General features: G+C 70.9%; 13 protein-coding genes. 7 read left to right on the top strand and 6 right to left on the bottom strand.

Annotated features, from left to right (window positions below; genetic code table 11):
- The coding region (locus KUTG_RS36975; protein ID WP_198047426.1) for an asparaginase at positions 1–565 on the bottom strand (565 nt) is incomplete at its 3' end.
- A gap of 89 nt (positions 566–654) precedes the next feature.
- On the opposite strand from KUTG_RS36975, the gene KUTG_RS36970 reads away from it, so the two are divergent.
- Positions 655–1,296, top strand: a complete 642-nt coding sequence (locus KUTG_RS36970) for a GntR family transcriptional regulator (RefSeq protein ID WP_043723520.1) — start codon at positions 655–657, stop codon at positions 1,294–1,296.
- A gap of 7 nt (positions 1,297–1,303) precedes the next feature.
- On the opposite strand, the gene KUTG_RS36965 is transcribed toward KUTG_RS36970, so the two are convergent.
- The 4 genes from KUTG_RS36965 to hemE all read right to left on the bottom strand — a co-directional run bounded on the left by KUTG_RS36965 (position 1,304) and on the right by hemE (position 6,305).
- On the bottom strand, positions 1,304–2,995 hold the full coding sequence (locus tag KUTG_RS36965) for a patatin-like phospholipase domain-containing protein (protein ID WP_157495017.1): 1,692 nt from the start codon (positions 2,993–2,995) through the stop codon (positions 1,304–1,306).
- A gap of 114 nt (positions 2,996–3,109) precedes the next feature.
- Complete coding sequence (hemQ, locus tag KUTG_RS36960) at positions 3,110–3,805, bottom strand: hydrogen peroxide-dependent heme synthase (RefSeq protein ID WP_043723518.1); 696 nt, start codon at positions 3,803–3,805, stop codon at positions 3,110–3,112.
- Positions 3,793–5,235, bottom strand: coding sequence for a protoporphyrinogen oxidase (gene hemG, locus KUTG_RS36955; protein WP_052395829.1), 1,443 nt, complete (start codon positions 5,233–5,235; stop codon positions 3,793–3,795). Before hemG ends, hemQ begins: the two co-directional genes overlap by 13 nt.
- Positions 5,232–6,305 (bottom strand): uroporphyrinogen decarboxylase, encoded by a 1,074-nt coding sequence (gene hemE / locus KUTG_RS36950; RefSeq protein WP_043723516.1) that lies wholly within the window; start codon positions 6,303–6,305, stop codon positions 5,232–5,234. Before hemE ends, hemG begins: the two co-directional genes overlap by 4 nt.
- Positions 6,306–6,430: 125 nt before the next feature.
- On the opposite strand from hemE, the gene KUTG_RS36945 reads away from it, so the two are divergent.
- Entirely contained in the window at positions 6,431–6,988 is a 558-nt protein-coding gene (locus KUTG_RS36945) for a DUF3000 domain-containing protein (RefSeq protein WP_157495015.1), read from the top strand.
- Positions 6,989–7,064: 76 nt separating this feature from the next.
- On the opposite strand, the gene KUTG_RS36940 is transcribed toward KUTG_RS36945, so the two are convergent.
- The gene (locus KUTG_RS36940) at positions 7,065–8,249 is read right to left on the bottom strand and encodes a dipeptidase (RefSeq protein ID WP_052395828.1); all 1,185 of its coding nucleotides are present in this window, start codon (positions 8,247–8,249) and stop codon (positions 7,065–7,067) included.
- Between the two features lie 318 nt (positions 8,250–8,567).
- Between KUTG_RS36940 and KUTG_RS36935 the strand changes: the two genes are divergently transcribed.
- The 5 genes from KUTG_RS36935 to KUTG_RS36915 all read left to right on the top strand — a co-directional run bounded on the left by KUTG_RS36935 (position 8,568) and on the right by KUTG_RS36915 (position 14,884).
- Entirely contained in the window at positions 8,568–9,221 is a 654-nt protein-coding gene (locus KUTG_RS36935) for a response regulator (RefSeq protein ID WP_182837310.1), read from the top strand.
- 86 nt (positions 9,222–9,307) lie between these two features.
- Positions 9,308–10,552, top strand: a complete 1,245-nt coding sequence (locus KUTG_RS36930) for a ribonuclease D (protein WP_043723510.1) — start codon at positions 9,308–9,310, stop codon at positions 10,550–10,552.
- Positions 10,553–10,693: 141 nt separating this feature from the next.
- On the top strand, positions 10,694–11,887 hold the full coding sequence (locus KUTG_RS36925; RefSeq protein WP_043731910.1) for a thiolase family protein: 1,194 nt from the start codon (positions 10,694–10,696) through the stop codon (positions 11,885–11,887).
- Positions 11,888–11,960: 73 nt separating this feature from the next.
- Positions 11,961–14,069, top strand: a complete 2,109-nt coding sequence (locus KUTG_RS36920; protein WP_043723508.1) for a 3-hydroxyacyl-CoA dehydrogenase NAD-binding domain-containing protein — start codon at positions 11,961–11,963, stop codon at positions 14,067–14,069.
- Between the two features lie 92 nt (positions 14,070–14,161).
- Complete coding sequence (locus KUTG_RS36915; protein WP_043731907.1) at positions 14,162–14,884, top strand: DUF72 domain-containing protein; 723 nt, start codon at positions 14,162–14,164, stop codon at positions 14,882–14,884.
- The last annotated feature ends 25 nt before the right edge of the window (positions 14,885–14,909 follow it).

Below are 14,909 nucleotides of genomic sequence, written 5' to 3'. Positions count from 1 at the left end.
TGGTGGATTCACACCGGGCCCCGCAGCCGTCGACGCCGATCGCGCCGACGGTCTCGCCGGCCAGGTCCTCCAGGGCGGCGCGGGCGGCCAACTGGAGGGGGTGGTCGGCATCCAGGTAGTTCTCGGTCGGCCAGCCGTTGGCCACACAGGTCGCGAGCATGGCGGCGTGCTTGCCGGAGCAGTTCATGTAGATCGGGGCGGCGTGCCCGCCGGCGGCGAGGTGGTCAGCCTTGGCCTGCTCGCCCAGGGGTAGGTCGGCGGTGCACTGGAGCGCGTCTTCGGTGAGGCCGGCGCCGGCGAGGATGCGGCGCACGCCGTCGATGTGGAAGGGCTCGCCGGAGTGGCTGGCGCAGGCCAGCGCCAACAGCTCGCCGTCGAGGTCCAGGCCGCTGCGCACCATGGCCAGCGCCTGGAAGGGCTTGTTGGACGAGCGCGGGTACGACAGCTCCGCCGGCTGGCCCACGCCGAACACCACGCGGCCGTCGCCGTCCACCGCGACCACCGACCCGTGGTGCACCGATTCGAGGAAGTCGCCTCGCCACACCTCTGCGACAAGCTCGTGCATACCGGCCTCCTCGACTCGACGGGCGATTCTGCCAACTGTCGACAGTTAACAACTTGCTCGCGGACGTTGTAAAGGCGGATGTTCGTCACATGAGCGTCGACCTGGTGCACACCGGCTTGGCCGGGCAGACCGTGGCCGTGCTGCGGGAGCTGGTGCTCACCGGCGAGATCGCCGCCGGCGAGCGGGTCAACGAGGTCGGTCTGGCCCAGCGGCTCGGCATCAGCCGCGGGCCGCTGCGCGAGGCCATCCGGCACCTGGCCAGCGAGGGCCTGCTGGTCCTCACCCCCAACCGCGGCGCGCACGTCCCCGTCGCCGACAACACCGGCGTGCATGCCCTGTTCGAGCTCCGCTCCGCCCTCGAATGCGCCGCCGCCCGCCTGGCCGCCGCCCGCCGCACCGATGCCGACCTGACCCGGATGCGCGAGGTCAGCGCCGCCTCACGGGCGGCGTTCACCACCGGTGAGTTTCCCTACCGGCTCGACCTGGCCTTCCATGGCGCCCTGTTGGAGGCCGCCCGCAGCCCCCTGGTCGCCGAGCAGGTCCGGCTGGCCCAGCAGCGCGTCGTGCTGCTCCGCGCGGCCAAGGAGCTCACCTTCTCGCACGAGCAGGCGTCCATCGACGAGCACGACGTCCTGATCGAGGCCATCGGCGACCAGGACGCCGACCGCGCGGCCGCGGTCATGGCCACACACCTCGACCGCGTCCGCGACCAGCTGCTGACGACCGGCTGAGCCCGATTCAGACGTCCGGGGTGATCCGCATGGCCACGGACGGCTTGGGATCGGTGCCGTCGACGAAGGTCTCGCCGCAGCGCAGCCACGCGTCGGCGCCGTCGAGGAGCTGGGCGGTGGCGGCGGCGGCTTCGGCGGACCACGCCTCGTGGTGGCCGGGGCCGACGGCCTCGCCGGAGGCGAGCCAGGCGTGGTACTCGGCGGTGTAGGCCTCGCGCATGCTGATGTGGCCGTCGTCGGGGGCCACGAGGTTGCGCTGGAGCATGCGCATGGCGATCAGGTACCGCTCGACCCAGTGCTTCTGGAAGTCGAAGTCGATCAGCGACCGGCCGGCGGCGGCGCCCTTGGCATCGATGGACGAGATGGTCTGTGGCGGCATCGTGAGGTTGAAGCCGCCCTCTCCGTCGGCGAGCCGGATGGCCCGCACGCGGTCGCTGAAGCCGGGCAGCCGGGCCTGCAAGGTGTCGTGCCAGTTCAGGCCGGCGCTCAGGATGCCGCCGAGATAGCTGAGCAGGCTGGGCCGCTCCTCGACGCGCTCGGGGTCGACCGGCGGCTGCTCGCCCTGGGCCGACGGCACCTTGGGCCCGAAGTAGAGGCCGAAGGTGGGCCGGGTCGGCAGCCACGCGTCGAAGAACTGGATGGGGAAGTTGCTGGAGATGCCGCCGTCGGCGAACCAGTGCCGGGACACGGTCTTCCCGTCGACCGTCCACAGTGGAACGGCGGAGAGCAGCACCGGGAACGTGAGGCTCATCCGGGTGGCGACCAGCACGGGCAGGTCGTCGGTCGGCAGTGCGCGGAGCTCGCCGGCGCCGGGATAGACCACGGGGCTGATGCGGTCCAGGTGGTCGAGCACCTCGGTCGGGAACAGCTTGCGCCATTCGTCCAGGCTGAACAGGTAGTTGACGTCCGAGTACGACTCGTTGGGCAGCCGCACCGGCCGCCCGCCGGTGACGTCGGTGGTCATCAGCCGCAGGTTGACGCCCTTGGCATTGAGGTCGCCGAAGGTCAGCGGATCGGCGAGGTCCTTGCCGGCGACGATCTGGATCTGCTGGTACAGCCAGTCGGCCAGCGCGTCCGGATCACGCGGCCGCTGCTTGTGTCCGATGCACATGCCGTAGTAGTTCTTCGGCAGGTCCCGCACCAGCCGCACCACCGACCACGCGAGTGCCAGGGTGAGTCCGAGCCCGCCGGTGATCAGGATGCCGACCACGAACACGGCCCAGCCGCTCCAGCCGATGCCGCCGAGCGTGCCGCCGGCGCTGGCCACGAGCAGCCAGCCGAGTCCGAAGGCGACCGCGGCCGACAACAGCAACGGCAGGAACAGCCAGCGCAGTAACCCCCACAGATACGTGATGGCCTTGGCGCCGGTGGTCCGCTTCGCCTGCGCCGCAAGCAGAATCCGGAACAGCGGCTTGGCCTGCTTGGTCGGCCGGAACTGCCGGACGATGAGCCCGGGCTCCTGGAGTTGCCGGCGTAAGACCTGCAGGCGCTCGAATCCGCCGCTGTCACGGGCGTACTCGGCGGCGGCGGTCACCGCGGCCGCCATCGCGCCGGCGGACGCGCCGCCGATCGAGCGGAACCGGAATGTCTTGTACAGCTCCAGAACCGCCGCCGGATAGGCAACGCCGCTGGTGATCCCGCCCTGCATCACCAGGTCGCACTCGGTGGGGCGAGCCGGGAACCCCCCAGGATTGGTCATGACCGACACCTCGCTAAGCCGTTCGCACCAAGGCTAGTGATCTTGTGCGTCGGACAGAAGAGGGGTCCCGTGTTGGGCTGGATACCGGTGGATGTCGGTATCCAGCCCAATTCGTTACGGCAGGTTGGCCACCAGCTCGGCCGCCGGCACCCGCGTTCCGGTGTAGAACGGGATCTCCACCCGGACGTGCCGGCGGGCCTCGGTCTCGCGCAGGTGGCGCATCAGGTCGACGATTCGGTGCAGCTCATCGGCCTCGAAGGCCAGGATCCACTCGTAGTCGCCGAGCGCGAACGAGGCGACGGTGTTGGCCCGGACGTCCGGGTAGTCCCGGGCCTCCTTGCCGTGGTCGGCCAGCATCTTGCGGCGCTCGTCGTCGGGCAGCAGGTACCACTCGTAGGACCGCACGAAGGGGTACACGCAGAGGTAGTTCTTGGGCTCCTCGCCGGCCAGGAAGGCCGGGACGTGGCTCTTGTTGAACTCGGCCGGCCGGTGCAGCGCGACCTGGCTCCACACGGGCGTCGACGCCCGGCCGACGGCGGTGCTGCGGCGGAAGTTCGCGTACGCCGCCTGCACCTGCTCGATCTCCTCGGAATGCCACCAGACCATGTAGTCGGCGTCGGCCCGCAGGCCGGACACGTCGTACACGCCGCGCACCACGACGCCCTTGCTCTCCAGGGAGTCGAAGTACTCCTGGGCCTCGGCCGCCGCCGGCCCGCGGTCCTCGCCGAGGCGTCCGGGCTCGGCGCGGAACACCGACCACATGGTGTAGCGGATGGTGTCGTTCAACTCGTTGTAGTTCAAGCGGGCCATGAGCCCATCGTCCCACCGGTCCCACGGTGTCGCCCCAAGAGGTGGGCAGCCACACGTGCCGCGGCTTCCTGAGAGGTCGCGATGCACGCCGGCACACCGACGCCGTGCAGGCTGGCGCCGGCCACGGCCAGCCCGGGCAGCTCGGCCACGGCGGTCTCGATGGCGGTCACCCGACTGAGGTGCCCGACGCCGTACTGCGGCAGCCCGCCGCCCCAACGCGTGACGGCGGTGTCGGTCGGCGCGGCGGTGATGCCGGTGAGCTCGGCCAGGTCGGCCAGCACGTTGCGGACCAGCTCGTCGTCGTCGACCTGGAGCGCGGCGGTCTCGCCGGCCTTGCCCACGGAACCCCGGATGACCAGCGTGTCCTCGCCGTCCAGGTGGGCCCACTTGCGGCTGGAGAAGGTGAACGCCTTGGCGGTGAACTTCGTGCCGTCGTGCCAGCGGTCGTCGCCGGCGATGAGCACGCCGGAGTTCCACGGCAGCGCCACGTCGGCCGGCAGCACGAGCGAGATGACGGCCATCGACGCCAGCTCGATGCCGCCGAAAGCGGCGGCCGCGACCGGCGCGACGTCGGCCAGCAGCTTGGCCGCGGCCGGGGCCGGCACGGCCAGCACGATGCCGTCGACGTCCAGGGAGTGCTCGCCGAACTCGACGGTCCAGCCGGTCTCCCGCCGCCGCAGCCGACGGACCGGGTGGCCGAACTCGATGGTGGCGTCGGAGAGCTTGGCCAGCCGGTCGGTCAGCGAGCCGAGGCCGTCCTTGAGCGTGCCGAACACCGCCGGCCGCTTGGCACCCTGCTGCGGCGGAGCCGGCACCAGCGCAGACGCCGCGGCGACCAGCGAGCCGGCACCACGGTCCAACGCCCCCGCTAACGGCGCCATCGTCGCGCGCAGGCTCAGGCCGTCGGCGTGACCGGCGTAGACGCCGCCGAGCAGCGGATCGACCAGCCGGTTGGTCACCTCGGGCCCGAACCGCTCCCGCAGCAGCTTGCCGACGGAGACGTCCTCGCCGTCCAGGTGGATCGGTGGCAGGGCCGGCTCGTGGGCCACCCGCGCCACCGCCGCGTCGGACAGCACACCGCGCACGGCGTCGGCCGAGGCCGGCACGCCCTGGAAGGTGTGCCCGGGCAGCGGGTTGATCCGCCCGCCGGCCCGGACGGTGGCCCGGGCGTCGGTCGGATGCACCAGGTCGTCGGCCATGCCGATCTCGGTGATCAGCTCGATGGCCTCGGCACGACGGGCCAGGAAGGCCTCCGCGCCGACGTCGTAGGAGCGGCCGCCCAACTCGACCGTGCGCAGCTTGCCGCCGACCCGGTCCGTCTGCTCGATGACGGTGATCGTGGCCAGCGGTCCGAGCAGCTTGCGCAGCCGGAAGGCGGCCGCGAGGCCGGACACGCCGCCACCGACGACGGCGACATGGGGCTCGGTCATGACAGTGAATGCACCAGCTCTGTCACTCGGGTGACGACCGCGGGATCGGTCTCCGGCAGCACGCCGTGACCGAGGTTGAAGATGTGCCCGGCGGCCGCCTTGCCCTCGGCGAGGATCCGGCGGACCTCCTTCTCCAGCACGTTCCACTCGGCGAACAGCAGCGCCGGGTCGAGATTGCCCTGCACGACCGGCGCGGGCCCGTCGGGACGGGCCGCGGTCAGCCGCCGCACCGCCTCGTCCAGCGGAATCCGCCAGTCCACGCCCACGACGTCGGTCCCGGCGTCGCGCATGGCCACCAGCAGCTCGCCCGTGCCGACGCCGAAGTGGATCCGCGGCAAGCCCGCGCCGTCGAGACTGTCGAACACCCGGGTCGAGTGCGGCAGCACGAACTCGCGGTAGTCGCGCTCGGACAGCGCGCCGGCCCACGAGTCGAACAGCTGCACAGCGTCGACCCCGGCCTCGACCTGCACCCGGAGGAACTCCGCGGCGATGCCGGCCAGCTTGGCCAGCAGCGCGTGCCACACGTCCGGGGAGCTGTGCATGAGCGCCTTGGTGCGCTCGTGGTTCTTGCTGGGACCGCCCTCGACCAGGTACGACGCCAGCGTGAACGGCGCGCCGGCGAAGCCGATCAGCGGCGTGTCGCCCAGCGCGGCGGTCAGCAGCCGGATCGTCTCCGCGACCGGCGCGACCTGCTCGGCGTCCAGATCGGGCAGCGCGTCCACGTCGGCCTTGGTGCGCACCGGATTGGCCACCACCGGGCCCGTGCCGGGCACGATGTCCACGCCGATGCCGGCCGCGTAGAGCGGGACGACGATGTCGCTGTACAGGATGGCCGCGTCCACGCCGTGCCGGCGGACCGGCTGCAGCGTGATCTCGGCGGCCAGGTCGGGTGTGAGACAGGACTCCAGCATCGCGGTGCCCTCGCGCGCCTTCTTGTACTCGGGCAGCGAGCGGCCGGCCTGTCGCATGAACCAGACCGGGGTCCGGGAGGGCTCGCCGCCCCGGGCCGCGACCAGCAGGGGAGCGTCTGAGAGGTCGCGGCGCGCCGAGACCGGAGCAGTGTTCGTCATGGCCGTTCCATGGTGCCACGCGGCCGGAATCGTTTGTCACGGAGTCGTCTCGGGCAAACGGAATCCGTCGTGTCGTGCGGGACTTCGGCGCGGATGAGCCCGTAAGGTCACCTGATGTGACCGGGATGTCGGAGGAGCCAGCGCTGTTCCGGCAGGCAGTGGAAGCGCTCAGGTCGGTGCGTCCTCGTCCGGAGGTCGAGCTGACGGAGGTCCGTGCGCCGCAGCGATTGGCGCCGTGGTCGTTCGCCTACAGCGCGGAAGCCGACGGGCCTGCCGACGTGTTGGCGACGGGGCGTTTGGTGCTGCTGCACGACCCGGAGGGCGAGGAGGCGTGGGGCGGGGTGCTCCGCGTGGTCGCCTTCGTCCGGGCCGAGCTGGACGCCGAGCTGGCGGTGGATCCGCTGCTGCCGGCGGTCGCGTGGTCGTGGCTGACCGACGCGTTGGAGGGCTCCTCGGCCAAGTGGACCGCGCTCGGCGGCACCGTCACCCAGAACTCCTCGGCCCGCTTCGGCGACATCTCGGGCCCGGCCCGCACCGACGACCTGGAGCTGCGGGCGTCGTGGACGGCGCTGGACTCGGAGCTGACCACCCATGGCGAGGCCTTCTGCGAGCTGCTGTCCAGCACCGTGGGCCTGCCCCCGGTCGGGGTCACCCTGTTCAGTCAGCGCCAGAACAGCCTGTAGTTGCGCCTTTCGCGTGCACGTGCAGCGGGCACGAACCCCGAAGGACCCGTGCCCACCCGTTCCTGCCCTCAGGTGATCACACGATCGGGTGAAGTTTGCGGGCGACCTGCTCGGCCTCCCGCAGCACGCGGAGCGTGTTCGCGCCGGCGAGCTTCGTGCAGTCCGCCTCGCTCCAGCCCCGCTCCAGCAGCTCGGTGAACAGCCGCGGATAACAGGAGACGTCCTCTAGGCCGACGGGCAGCTGGGCGACGCCGTCGTAGTCGCCGCCGAGTCCGATGTGGTCGATGCCGGCGACCTCGCGGGCGTGCTCAAGGTGCCTGACCACGTCGTTCACGGTGACCTCGGGCTTCGGGCCGCCGCCGGTCCAGGTCTGCGAGAAGGTGTGCCGCTGCTCAAGGTCGCGGTGGTCGGCGCCCGCCGCGGTCATGGCCTCCCGCAGCCGCGCGTCCCACTCGGCGTAGGCCTGCGACACGAAGCTCGGGACGAATGTGACCATGCACACACCGCCCTGGGCGGCCAGCTCGACCAGCACGTCGTCGGGGACGTTGCGGGGATGGTCGGCGACCGCGCGGCAGGAGGAGTGGCTGAAGATGGCCGGCGCCTCGCTCACCGCGAGCGCGTCGCGCATCGTGGCCGGCGCGACGTGCGAGAGATCGACGAGCATGCCGAGGCGGTTCATCTCACAAACCACATCACGGCCGAAATCGGTAAGGCCGTTGTGCACTGGCTCATCGGTCGCCGAGTCGGCCCATTCAGTGTTGTTGTTGTGCGTGAGCGTCATGTAGCGAACACCGAGTCGATACAGCGAACGCAGCGCTCCGAGCGAGTTGGCGATGCTGTGGCCGCCCTCGGCGCCCAGCAGCGAGGCGATGCGCCCGGACGCGAACGCGGCTTCCGCGGCGTCAACCGTGCGCGCCAGCGCAAGATGGTCCGGATAGCGGTTGACCAGCTCGTACACGACTTCGATCTGCTCCAGCGTGGCCGTGACCGCGCTGTGACCTTCCAGCCGGCAGGGCACGTAGACCGACCAGAACTGCATGGTCAGTGCGCCTTTTCGGAGTCGGACGAGGTCCGTGTGCAGATCTGTCCGGACAGTGGTCAGATCGGCCGCCGCCCAGTCGGCCGGCGAGCCCGCTCCGCCGGCCAGTTCGCGCAGGGCCCACGGCAGGTCGTTGTGACCATCCGCCAGTTGGACCCGCCGCAGTAGGGCGTTTGCACGTGCAGAAGCACGTCCATCTGCGTGTTCCGGACCGTCCGTCACGACCGCAACTCCTTCATGTCGTTATGAAGCCTTCTCGCGTTAGCCACCTCGGCAGGAGTCCCTCGATCGTGCGACAAACCTGGCCTCCGGTGACAACTCGATCGGGACAGATACCCATTTGATCGTCCCGCTGACCCGCTTGGGCGGCTACGCTCCTCCCGTCGACACCACTTTCGGTCGATCAGTGGCGCGGCTGATTGGACGAAAGTCCCGGTGCCGGTCGGGGGGCACGACCGACTCCAGGGAGGTAGTGACGTGGCTGCCGTCGGCTTAGGTCAGGCCGTTCGTACCACGCCAGCCGGCTCGTTGCCGGCAAACATGGTCCCGCACCCGCGGGAAGAGCTGTTTTCAGTGTTGGTGGTTGACGACCACCCACTGTTGAGGGAGGCGATAGCGGCTCGGCTGACCCAGATGGGTGCCGGCACAGTGCATGAGGCCGCATCGGTGGCCGAGGCGAGGGCGCGAGCCCTGGCCACGGGGCCGTGCGACCTGGCGATCCTTGATCTCGGGCTGCCTGACGGTAGCGGCATCGACCTGGTCACGGAACTCCGTGCTCAGGGCTGGCCGCGCATCGTGGTGCTCGCGTCCTCCGACGACCCCTATGCGGTTCGCTCGGCCTTCCAGGCAGGCGCTCAGGCGTACCTGCTGAAGTCCGCGTCGCCGATGGTGGTCACCGACGGAGTGCGTCGAGTTCTCGACGGTGGCGTCTACGCGGACCCGAGCGTGGCCCCGGTCCTCGCTGCGGGAACCCGGGTCCCCGGAACCGACAACACGCCGCGGGAACTGTCCGCGCGTGAGGTCGAGGTGCTCCAGCTCGTCGCCGATGGACAGTCCAACAAGGAAATCGGCGAGGCTCTGAACCTGTCCGCGCTCACGGTGAAGTCTCACCTGTCGCGGATCGGCCGGAAGCTGGGCACCGGGGATCGCGCTCAGATGGTTGCGTTGGCCATGCGGGCCGGCGTGATCCGCTGAGAAACGGTTATGGATGGACGACGCGAGGACCGAGCAGAACGTGATCCACGCCCGCGCGGGGCGTGGAGGACGTAGGGTCTTCCGCCGTGGATGCACCCTGCTCTGAACCGAAGGATCCGACCGGAGAAACCCCGGTGCTGCTGACCGAACCCGCTGAGGGGGTTCCGCCAGTGGTGTCCGATCCGGCAACGCTGCGGCGCGCGGCCGCAACGCTGGCGGAGGGGACGGGTCCGGTGGCGGTGGACACCGAAAGGGCATCGGGCTACCGCTATTCGCAGCGCGCCTACCTGGTGCAGCTGCGACGAGAGCAGGCAGGCACCGTGCTGGTCGATCCGGTCGCTTTGGGCGGCCGGATCGACCCGCTGGTGGACGCCCTGGCCAACACCGAGTGGGTGTTGCACGCGGCGTCCCAGGACCTGCCGTGCCTGGCCGAGCTGGGCCTGCGGCCGGCGGTCCTGTTCGACACCGAACTGGCCGGACGGCTCGCCGGCTTCGACCGGGTCGCGCTCGGCTCGATGGTGGAACGCCTGCTCGGCTACCACCTGGAGAAGGGCCACGGCGCCGCCGACTGGTCACGTCGCCCGCTGCCGCAGGACTGGTTGACCTACGCGGCCCTCGACGTCGAACTGCTGGTCCCGCTGCGCAACGTGCTCGAGGACGAGCTGCGTGAGCAGGGCAAGCTCGACTGGGCCCTGGAGGAGTTCGAGGCAGTGCGCACGGCGCCCGCGCCCAAGCCGCGGGCCGAGCCGTGGCGTCGCACCTCCGGCATTCACCGCCTGCGCAATCCCCGCCAGCTGGCCGCAGTGCGGGCGCTGTGGGAGGCCCGGGACGGGCTGGCCCGCCAGCGGGACATCGCGCCGGGCCGGGTGCTGCCGGACAGCGCGATCATCGACGCCGCCGTGACCGATCCGGCGACCGAGGCCGACCTGCTGGCGCTGCCGGTGTTCCGCGGTCGTTCCCAGCGCCGGACCGTGAAGGTGTGGGGCGATGCCCTGGCCAAGGCCCGGGCGCTGCAGCGCAAGGAGCTGCCCGAGGTCTCCCCCGCCCACGACGGCCCGCCGCCGCCGAACCGCTGGTCCGACCGCGATCCCGACGCCGCCGCCCGGCTGGCCGCCGTCCGGGCCACGCTGACGTCCATCGCCGAGAGCCTGAAGCTGCCGGTGGAGAACCTGCTGCTGCCGGACCTGGTGCGGCGCACCTGCTGGGAGCCGCCGGCCGATCTCGACCCGTCCACGGTGGCCGAGGTGCTGCGGGCCGGCCATGCCCGGTCGTGGCAGATCGAGCTCACCGCGGAGCCGCTGAGCAAGTCGCTCAAGGCTGCGGCAGCATGAGTTCAGCCACCCTGCTGGTTACCGGCCAGTAACTCAGACTAGAGTTCGGGTTACCGGCCGGTAATGGACGGCCGACCCGCACTCGAAGCTGAGGAGGAGCACGCCGTGGCCGCACCAGTAGCGCCGATGACGGAACGGGCCGTGCGCAACGTGGTCTTCGTCGACGGCGTGCGCACGCCGTTCGGCAAGGCCGGGCCCAAGGGCATCTACGCCGAGACCCGTGCCGACGACCTCGTCGTGAAGGTGATCCGCGAGCTCCTGCGCCGACACCCCGAGCTCCCGCCGGAGCGGGTGGACGAGGTCGCCATCGCGGCCACCACCCAGATCGGCGACCAGGGCCTGACCATCGGGCGCACCGCCGCCCTGCTGGCCGGCCTGCCCAAGTCGGTGCCCGGCTACGCGGTCGACCGCATGTGCGCCGGCGCCATGACCGCGGTGACCACCGCGGCCAGCGGCATCGCCTTCGGCGCCTACGACGTCGTGATCGCCGGCGGTGTCGAGCACATGGGCCACCACCCGATGGGCGAGGGCGTCGACCCCAACCCGCGGTTCCTGGCCGACCGCCTCGTGGACACCTCCGCGCTGGTCATGGGCCAGACCGCGGAGAACCTGCACGACCGGTTCCCGGGCATCACCAAGGACCGGGCGGACGCGTTCGCCGCCGCCTCCCAGGCCAAGTACGACGCCGCGGTGAAGGCCGGCAAGATCGGCCCCGAGTTCGTCACGGTCGCCACCCGGTCCGCCGAGAAGGGCTGGGGCCTGGCCACCGCCGACGAGCCGCCGCGTCCCGGCACCACCGTGCAGGACCTGGCGTCACTCAAGACGCCGTTCCGCCCGCACGGCCGGGTGACCGCCGGCAACGCCGCCGGTCTCAACGACGGCGCCACCGGCTGTCTGCTGGCCGACGAGGCCACCGCCCACGAGCTGGGCCTGCCCGTCGGCATGCGCCTGGTGGGCTACTCGTTCGCCGGCGTCGAGCCCGAGGTCATGGGCGTCGGCCCCGTGCCGGCGACCGAGAAGGCGCTGGCCCGCACCGGCCTGAGCATCTCCGACATCGGCCTGTTCGAGGTCAACGAGGCGTTCGCCGTGCAGGTGCTGGCCTTCCTCGACCACTTCGGCATCGCCGACGACGACCCGCGGGTCAACCAGTGGGGCGGCGCGATCGCGACCGGCCACCCGCTGGCGTCCTCCGGCGTGCGGCTGATGACGCAGCTGTCGCACCAGTTCGCCGAGCGGCCGGACGTGCGCTACGGCATCACCACCATGTGCATCGGCATCGGCATGGGCGGCACCGTGATCTGGGAGAACCCGAACTGGGACGGTGGCAAGGCGTGAACGAGCAACGCGAGGGCACCATTCAGCACTGCGACCTTGGTCGCGCGATCGGCGAGCGTAGCGAGGTGATCGCGTGACCATCTCCGCTGAGCAGGCGAAGGCCGCTTTCCCCGACGAGGTGGTGACCAAGGCCGTCACCCGCGTGATTCCGGTGCCCGGGCTGTCCAAGCCCGTCGCGCTGATCACCATCGACAACGGCTTCGACCACACGCGGCCGTCCACCTTCGGGCCGCAGAGCCTGGTGTCGCTGAACGCCGCCCTGGACGAGGCGCTGGCCGCCTCCCCGGCGGCGATCGCCGTCACCGGCAAGCCGTTCGTGTTCGCCGTCGGCGCCGACCTGTCCGGTGTGGAGCAGCTGTCGTCGCCGGAGCTGGCGCGGCAGATCGCGCAGACCGGGCACGACGTGTTCCGCCGGTTCACCGAGTCGTCGATCCCGACCTTCGCCTTCGTCAACGGCGCGGTCATGGGCGGCGGCCTAGAGCTGGCGCTGTCCTGCCACTACCGGACGCTGGTCTCCAACGCCGCCGCGATCGCCTTCCCCGAGGTGTTCCTGGGCCTGTTCCCGGGCTGGGGCGGCACTCAGCTGCTGCCCAACCTCGTCGGCGCCGACGCCGCGGTGACCGTGATCATCGAGAACGCGTTGAACCAGAACAAGATGCTCAAGCCGGCGCAGGCCGCCGGGCTGGGCATCGTCGACGTGGTCTTCGACTCCGCCGACTACCTGGAGCAGTCGCTGGCGTGGCTGGTCAAGGTCGTCAACGGCGAGGTTTCGGTCCCCCGCAAGGAGATCGACCGTGGCGAGGGCTGGGACGCCGCCCTGGCTCGCGGCCGCGCGTTCGTCGAGGCCAAGACCCACGGCGCCTCCCCGGGCGCGACCAAGGCCCTTGAGCTGCTGGAGCTGGCCCGGGGCAACGACCTCGACGCCGGTTACGCCGCCGAGACCGACGGCCTGGCCTCGCTGCTCATGACCGACGAGCTGCGGTCCGGGCTGTACTCGTTCAACCTGGTGCAGAAGCGGGCCCGCAAGCCCGCGGGCGCGCCCGACAAGTCGCTGGCCCGTCCCGTCACCAAGGTCGGCATCGTCGGCGCCGGCCTGATGGCCAGCCAGCTCGCGCTGTTGTTCGTACGCCAGCTCAAGGTGCCGGTCGTGATGACTGACATCGACCAGGCTCGCGTCGACAAGGGCGTCGGCTACGTGCACGGCGAGATCGACAAGCTGCTGGGCCGCAAGCGCCTGTCCCCCGACGCCGCGAACCGGTTGAAGGCACTGGTCTCCGGCTCGCTGGACAAGGCCGCTTTCTCGGACGCCGACTTCGTCATCGAGGCCGTGTTCGAGGAGCTGTCGGTCAAGCAGCAGGTGTTCGCCGAGGTCGAGGAGCACGTCTCCGCCGAGTGCGTGCTGGCCACCAACACCTCGTCGCTGTCGATCACTGAGATGGCCGCCAAGCTGTCGCACCCCGAGCGGGTCGTCGGCTTCCACTTCTTCAACCCGGTCGCCGTCCTGCCGCTGCTGGAGATCGTCCGCGGCGACCAGACCGACGACGCCACGCTGGCCACCGCCTTCTCGGTCAGCAAGCAGCTGAAGAAGTCCAGCGTGCTGGTCAAGGACGCCCCGGCGTTCGTCGTCAACCGGCTGCTCACGCGCTTCCTGGGCGAGGTCATCCGGGCCGTCGACGAGGGCACCCCGTTCGAGGTCGCCGACAAGGCGCTGGACCCGCTGGGCCTGCCCATGAGCCCGCTGATCCTGCTCCAGCTCGTCGGCCCCGCCGTCGCGCTGCACGTCGCCGAGACCATGCACCAGGCCTTCCCGGACCGCTTCGGCGTCAGCGAGAACATGAAGCGCTTCGTCGCCGCCGGGAAGACCGCGGTCTACACCTGGGACGCCACCGGCAAGCCCCAGGTCGACCCCGAGGTCGCCGCCCTCTGGCAGCCCGGCACATCGCCGCTGACCGCCGAGGAGCTCCGCACCCGGGCCGAGGACGCGCTGGCCCAGGAGATCCGCCTCATGCTCGACGAGGGCGTCGTCGCCGAGGCCCAGGACATCGACCTGTGCCTCATCCTCGGCGCCGGCTGGCCCTTCTGGCTCGGCGGCATCACGCCGTACCTGGACCGGGCCGGCGTCTCGGAGCGCGTCACCGGCCGGCGTTTCCTGGCCCAGGGCGTGGCTTCCGTCCCCGCCTGATCCGCTTCACCCCGAACAGAGCCGGTCGCCCCCGCAGGGCGGCCGGCTCTGTTCGTCGTGCGGGGCTTCCCGTCGCGTCCCACCATGGAGTGATGATCAGGATCGGCACGTCGGGGTGGAAGTACCCGGAGTGGCGGGGCGGCTTCTATCCGAAGGGCCTGGTGCAGCGGCGGGAGCTGGAGTTCCTGGCCGGGCACGTGAACACCGTGGAGATCAACGGCACGTTCTACTCGCTGCGGACGCCGGAGAACTACCGGTCGTGGGCGGCTCAGGTGCCGGCGGACTTCGTGTTCGCGGTGAAGGGCACGCGGGAGGTGACGCACGTCCGGCGGCTGCGTGAGGTCGAGGAGCCGCTGAAGAAGTTCTTCGACTCGGGGGTGCGGGAGCTGGGCGAGCGGCTGGGGCCGGTGCTGTGGCAGCTGCCGGACCGGACGGTGTTCGATCCGGGGGTGGTGGCAGAGTTCCTGGCGCTGCTGGATCCCGCGGTGAGGCACGCGTTCGAGGTGCGGCACGAGAGCTTCCGGGACGAGAAGTTCTACGAGCTGGCCCGGGAGCACAACGTGGCGGTCGTGTACTCGGAGGGGAAGTGGCCGCTGTTCGACGTGACGACGGCGGACTTCCACTACATCCGGCTGCACGGGGCCGAGGAGCTGTACATCAGCGGCTACGGCGACGAGGCGCTGCGGGGCTGGGCGGCCCGGGTGGAGCAGCTGGCGGCCGAGGGGGACGTGTTCGTGTACTTCGACAACACGATGCACGGGCGGGCTCCGGGGGACGCGATGGCGCTGGCCGAGCTGGTGCGCGAGCGGGGCTGACGGCGCAGGATGGGGCGGTGATCCG

It is taken from the genome of Kutzneria sp. 744, from assembly GCF_000568255.1.
Lineage (GTDB): Bacteria > Actinomycetota > Actinomycetes > Mycobacteriales > Pseudonocardiaceae > Kutzneria.
This window is presented reverse-complemented; position numbering and strand designations above follow the sequence as displayed.

Bases quoted from the DNA above. Each gene is read 5' to 3' on its own strand.
- KUTG_RS36970 (WP_043723520.1), top strand. From the start codon at position 655: ATGAGCGTCGACCTGGTGCACACCGGCTTGGCCGGGCAGACCGTGGCC.
- KUTG_RS36965 (WP_157495017.1), bottom strand. From the start codon at position 2,995: ATGACCAATCCTGGGGGGTTCCCGGCTCGCCCCACCGAGTGCGACCTG.
- KUTG_RS36915 (WP_043731907.1), top strand. From the start codon at position 14,162: ATGATCAGGATCGGCACGTCGGGGTGGAAGTACCCGGAGTGGCGGGGC.
- KUTG_RS36945 (WP_157495015.1), top strand. From the start codon at position 6,431: ATGTCGGAGGAGCCAGCGCTGTTCCGGCAGGCAGTGGAAGCGCTCAGG.
- hemQ (WP_043723518.1), bottom strand. From the start codon at position 3,805: ATGGCCCGCTTGAACTACAACGAGTTGAACGACACCATCCGCTACACC.
- hemE (WP_043723516.1), bottom strand. From the start codon at position 6,305: ATGACGAACACTGCTCCGGTCTCGGCGCGCCGCGACCTCTCAGACGCT.
- hemG (WP_052395829.1), bottom strand. From the start codon at position 5,235: ATGACCGAGCCCCATGTCGCCGTCGTCGGTGGCGGCGTGTCCGGCCTC.
- KUTG_RS36935 (WP_182837310.1), top strand. From the start codon at position 8,568: ATGGTCCCGCACCCGCGGGAAGAGCTGTTTTCAGTGTTGGTGGTTGAC.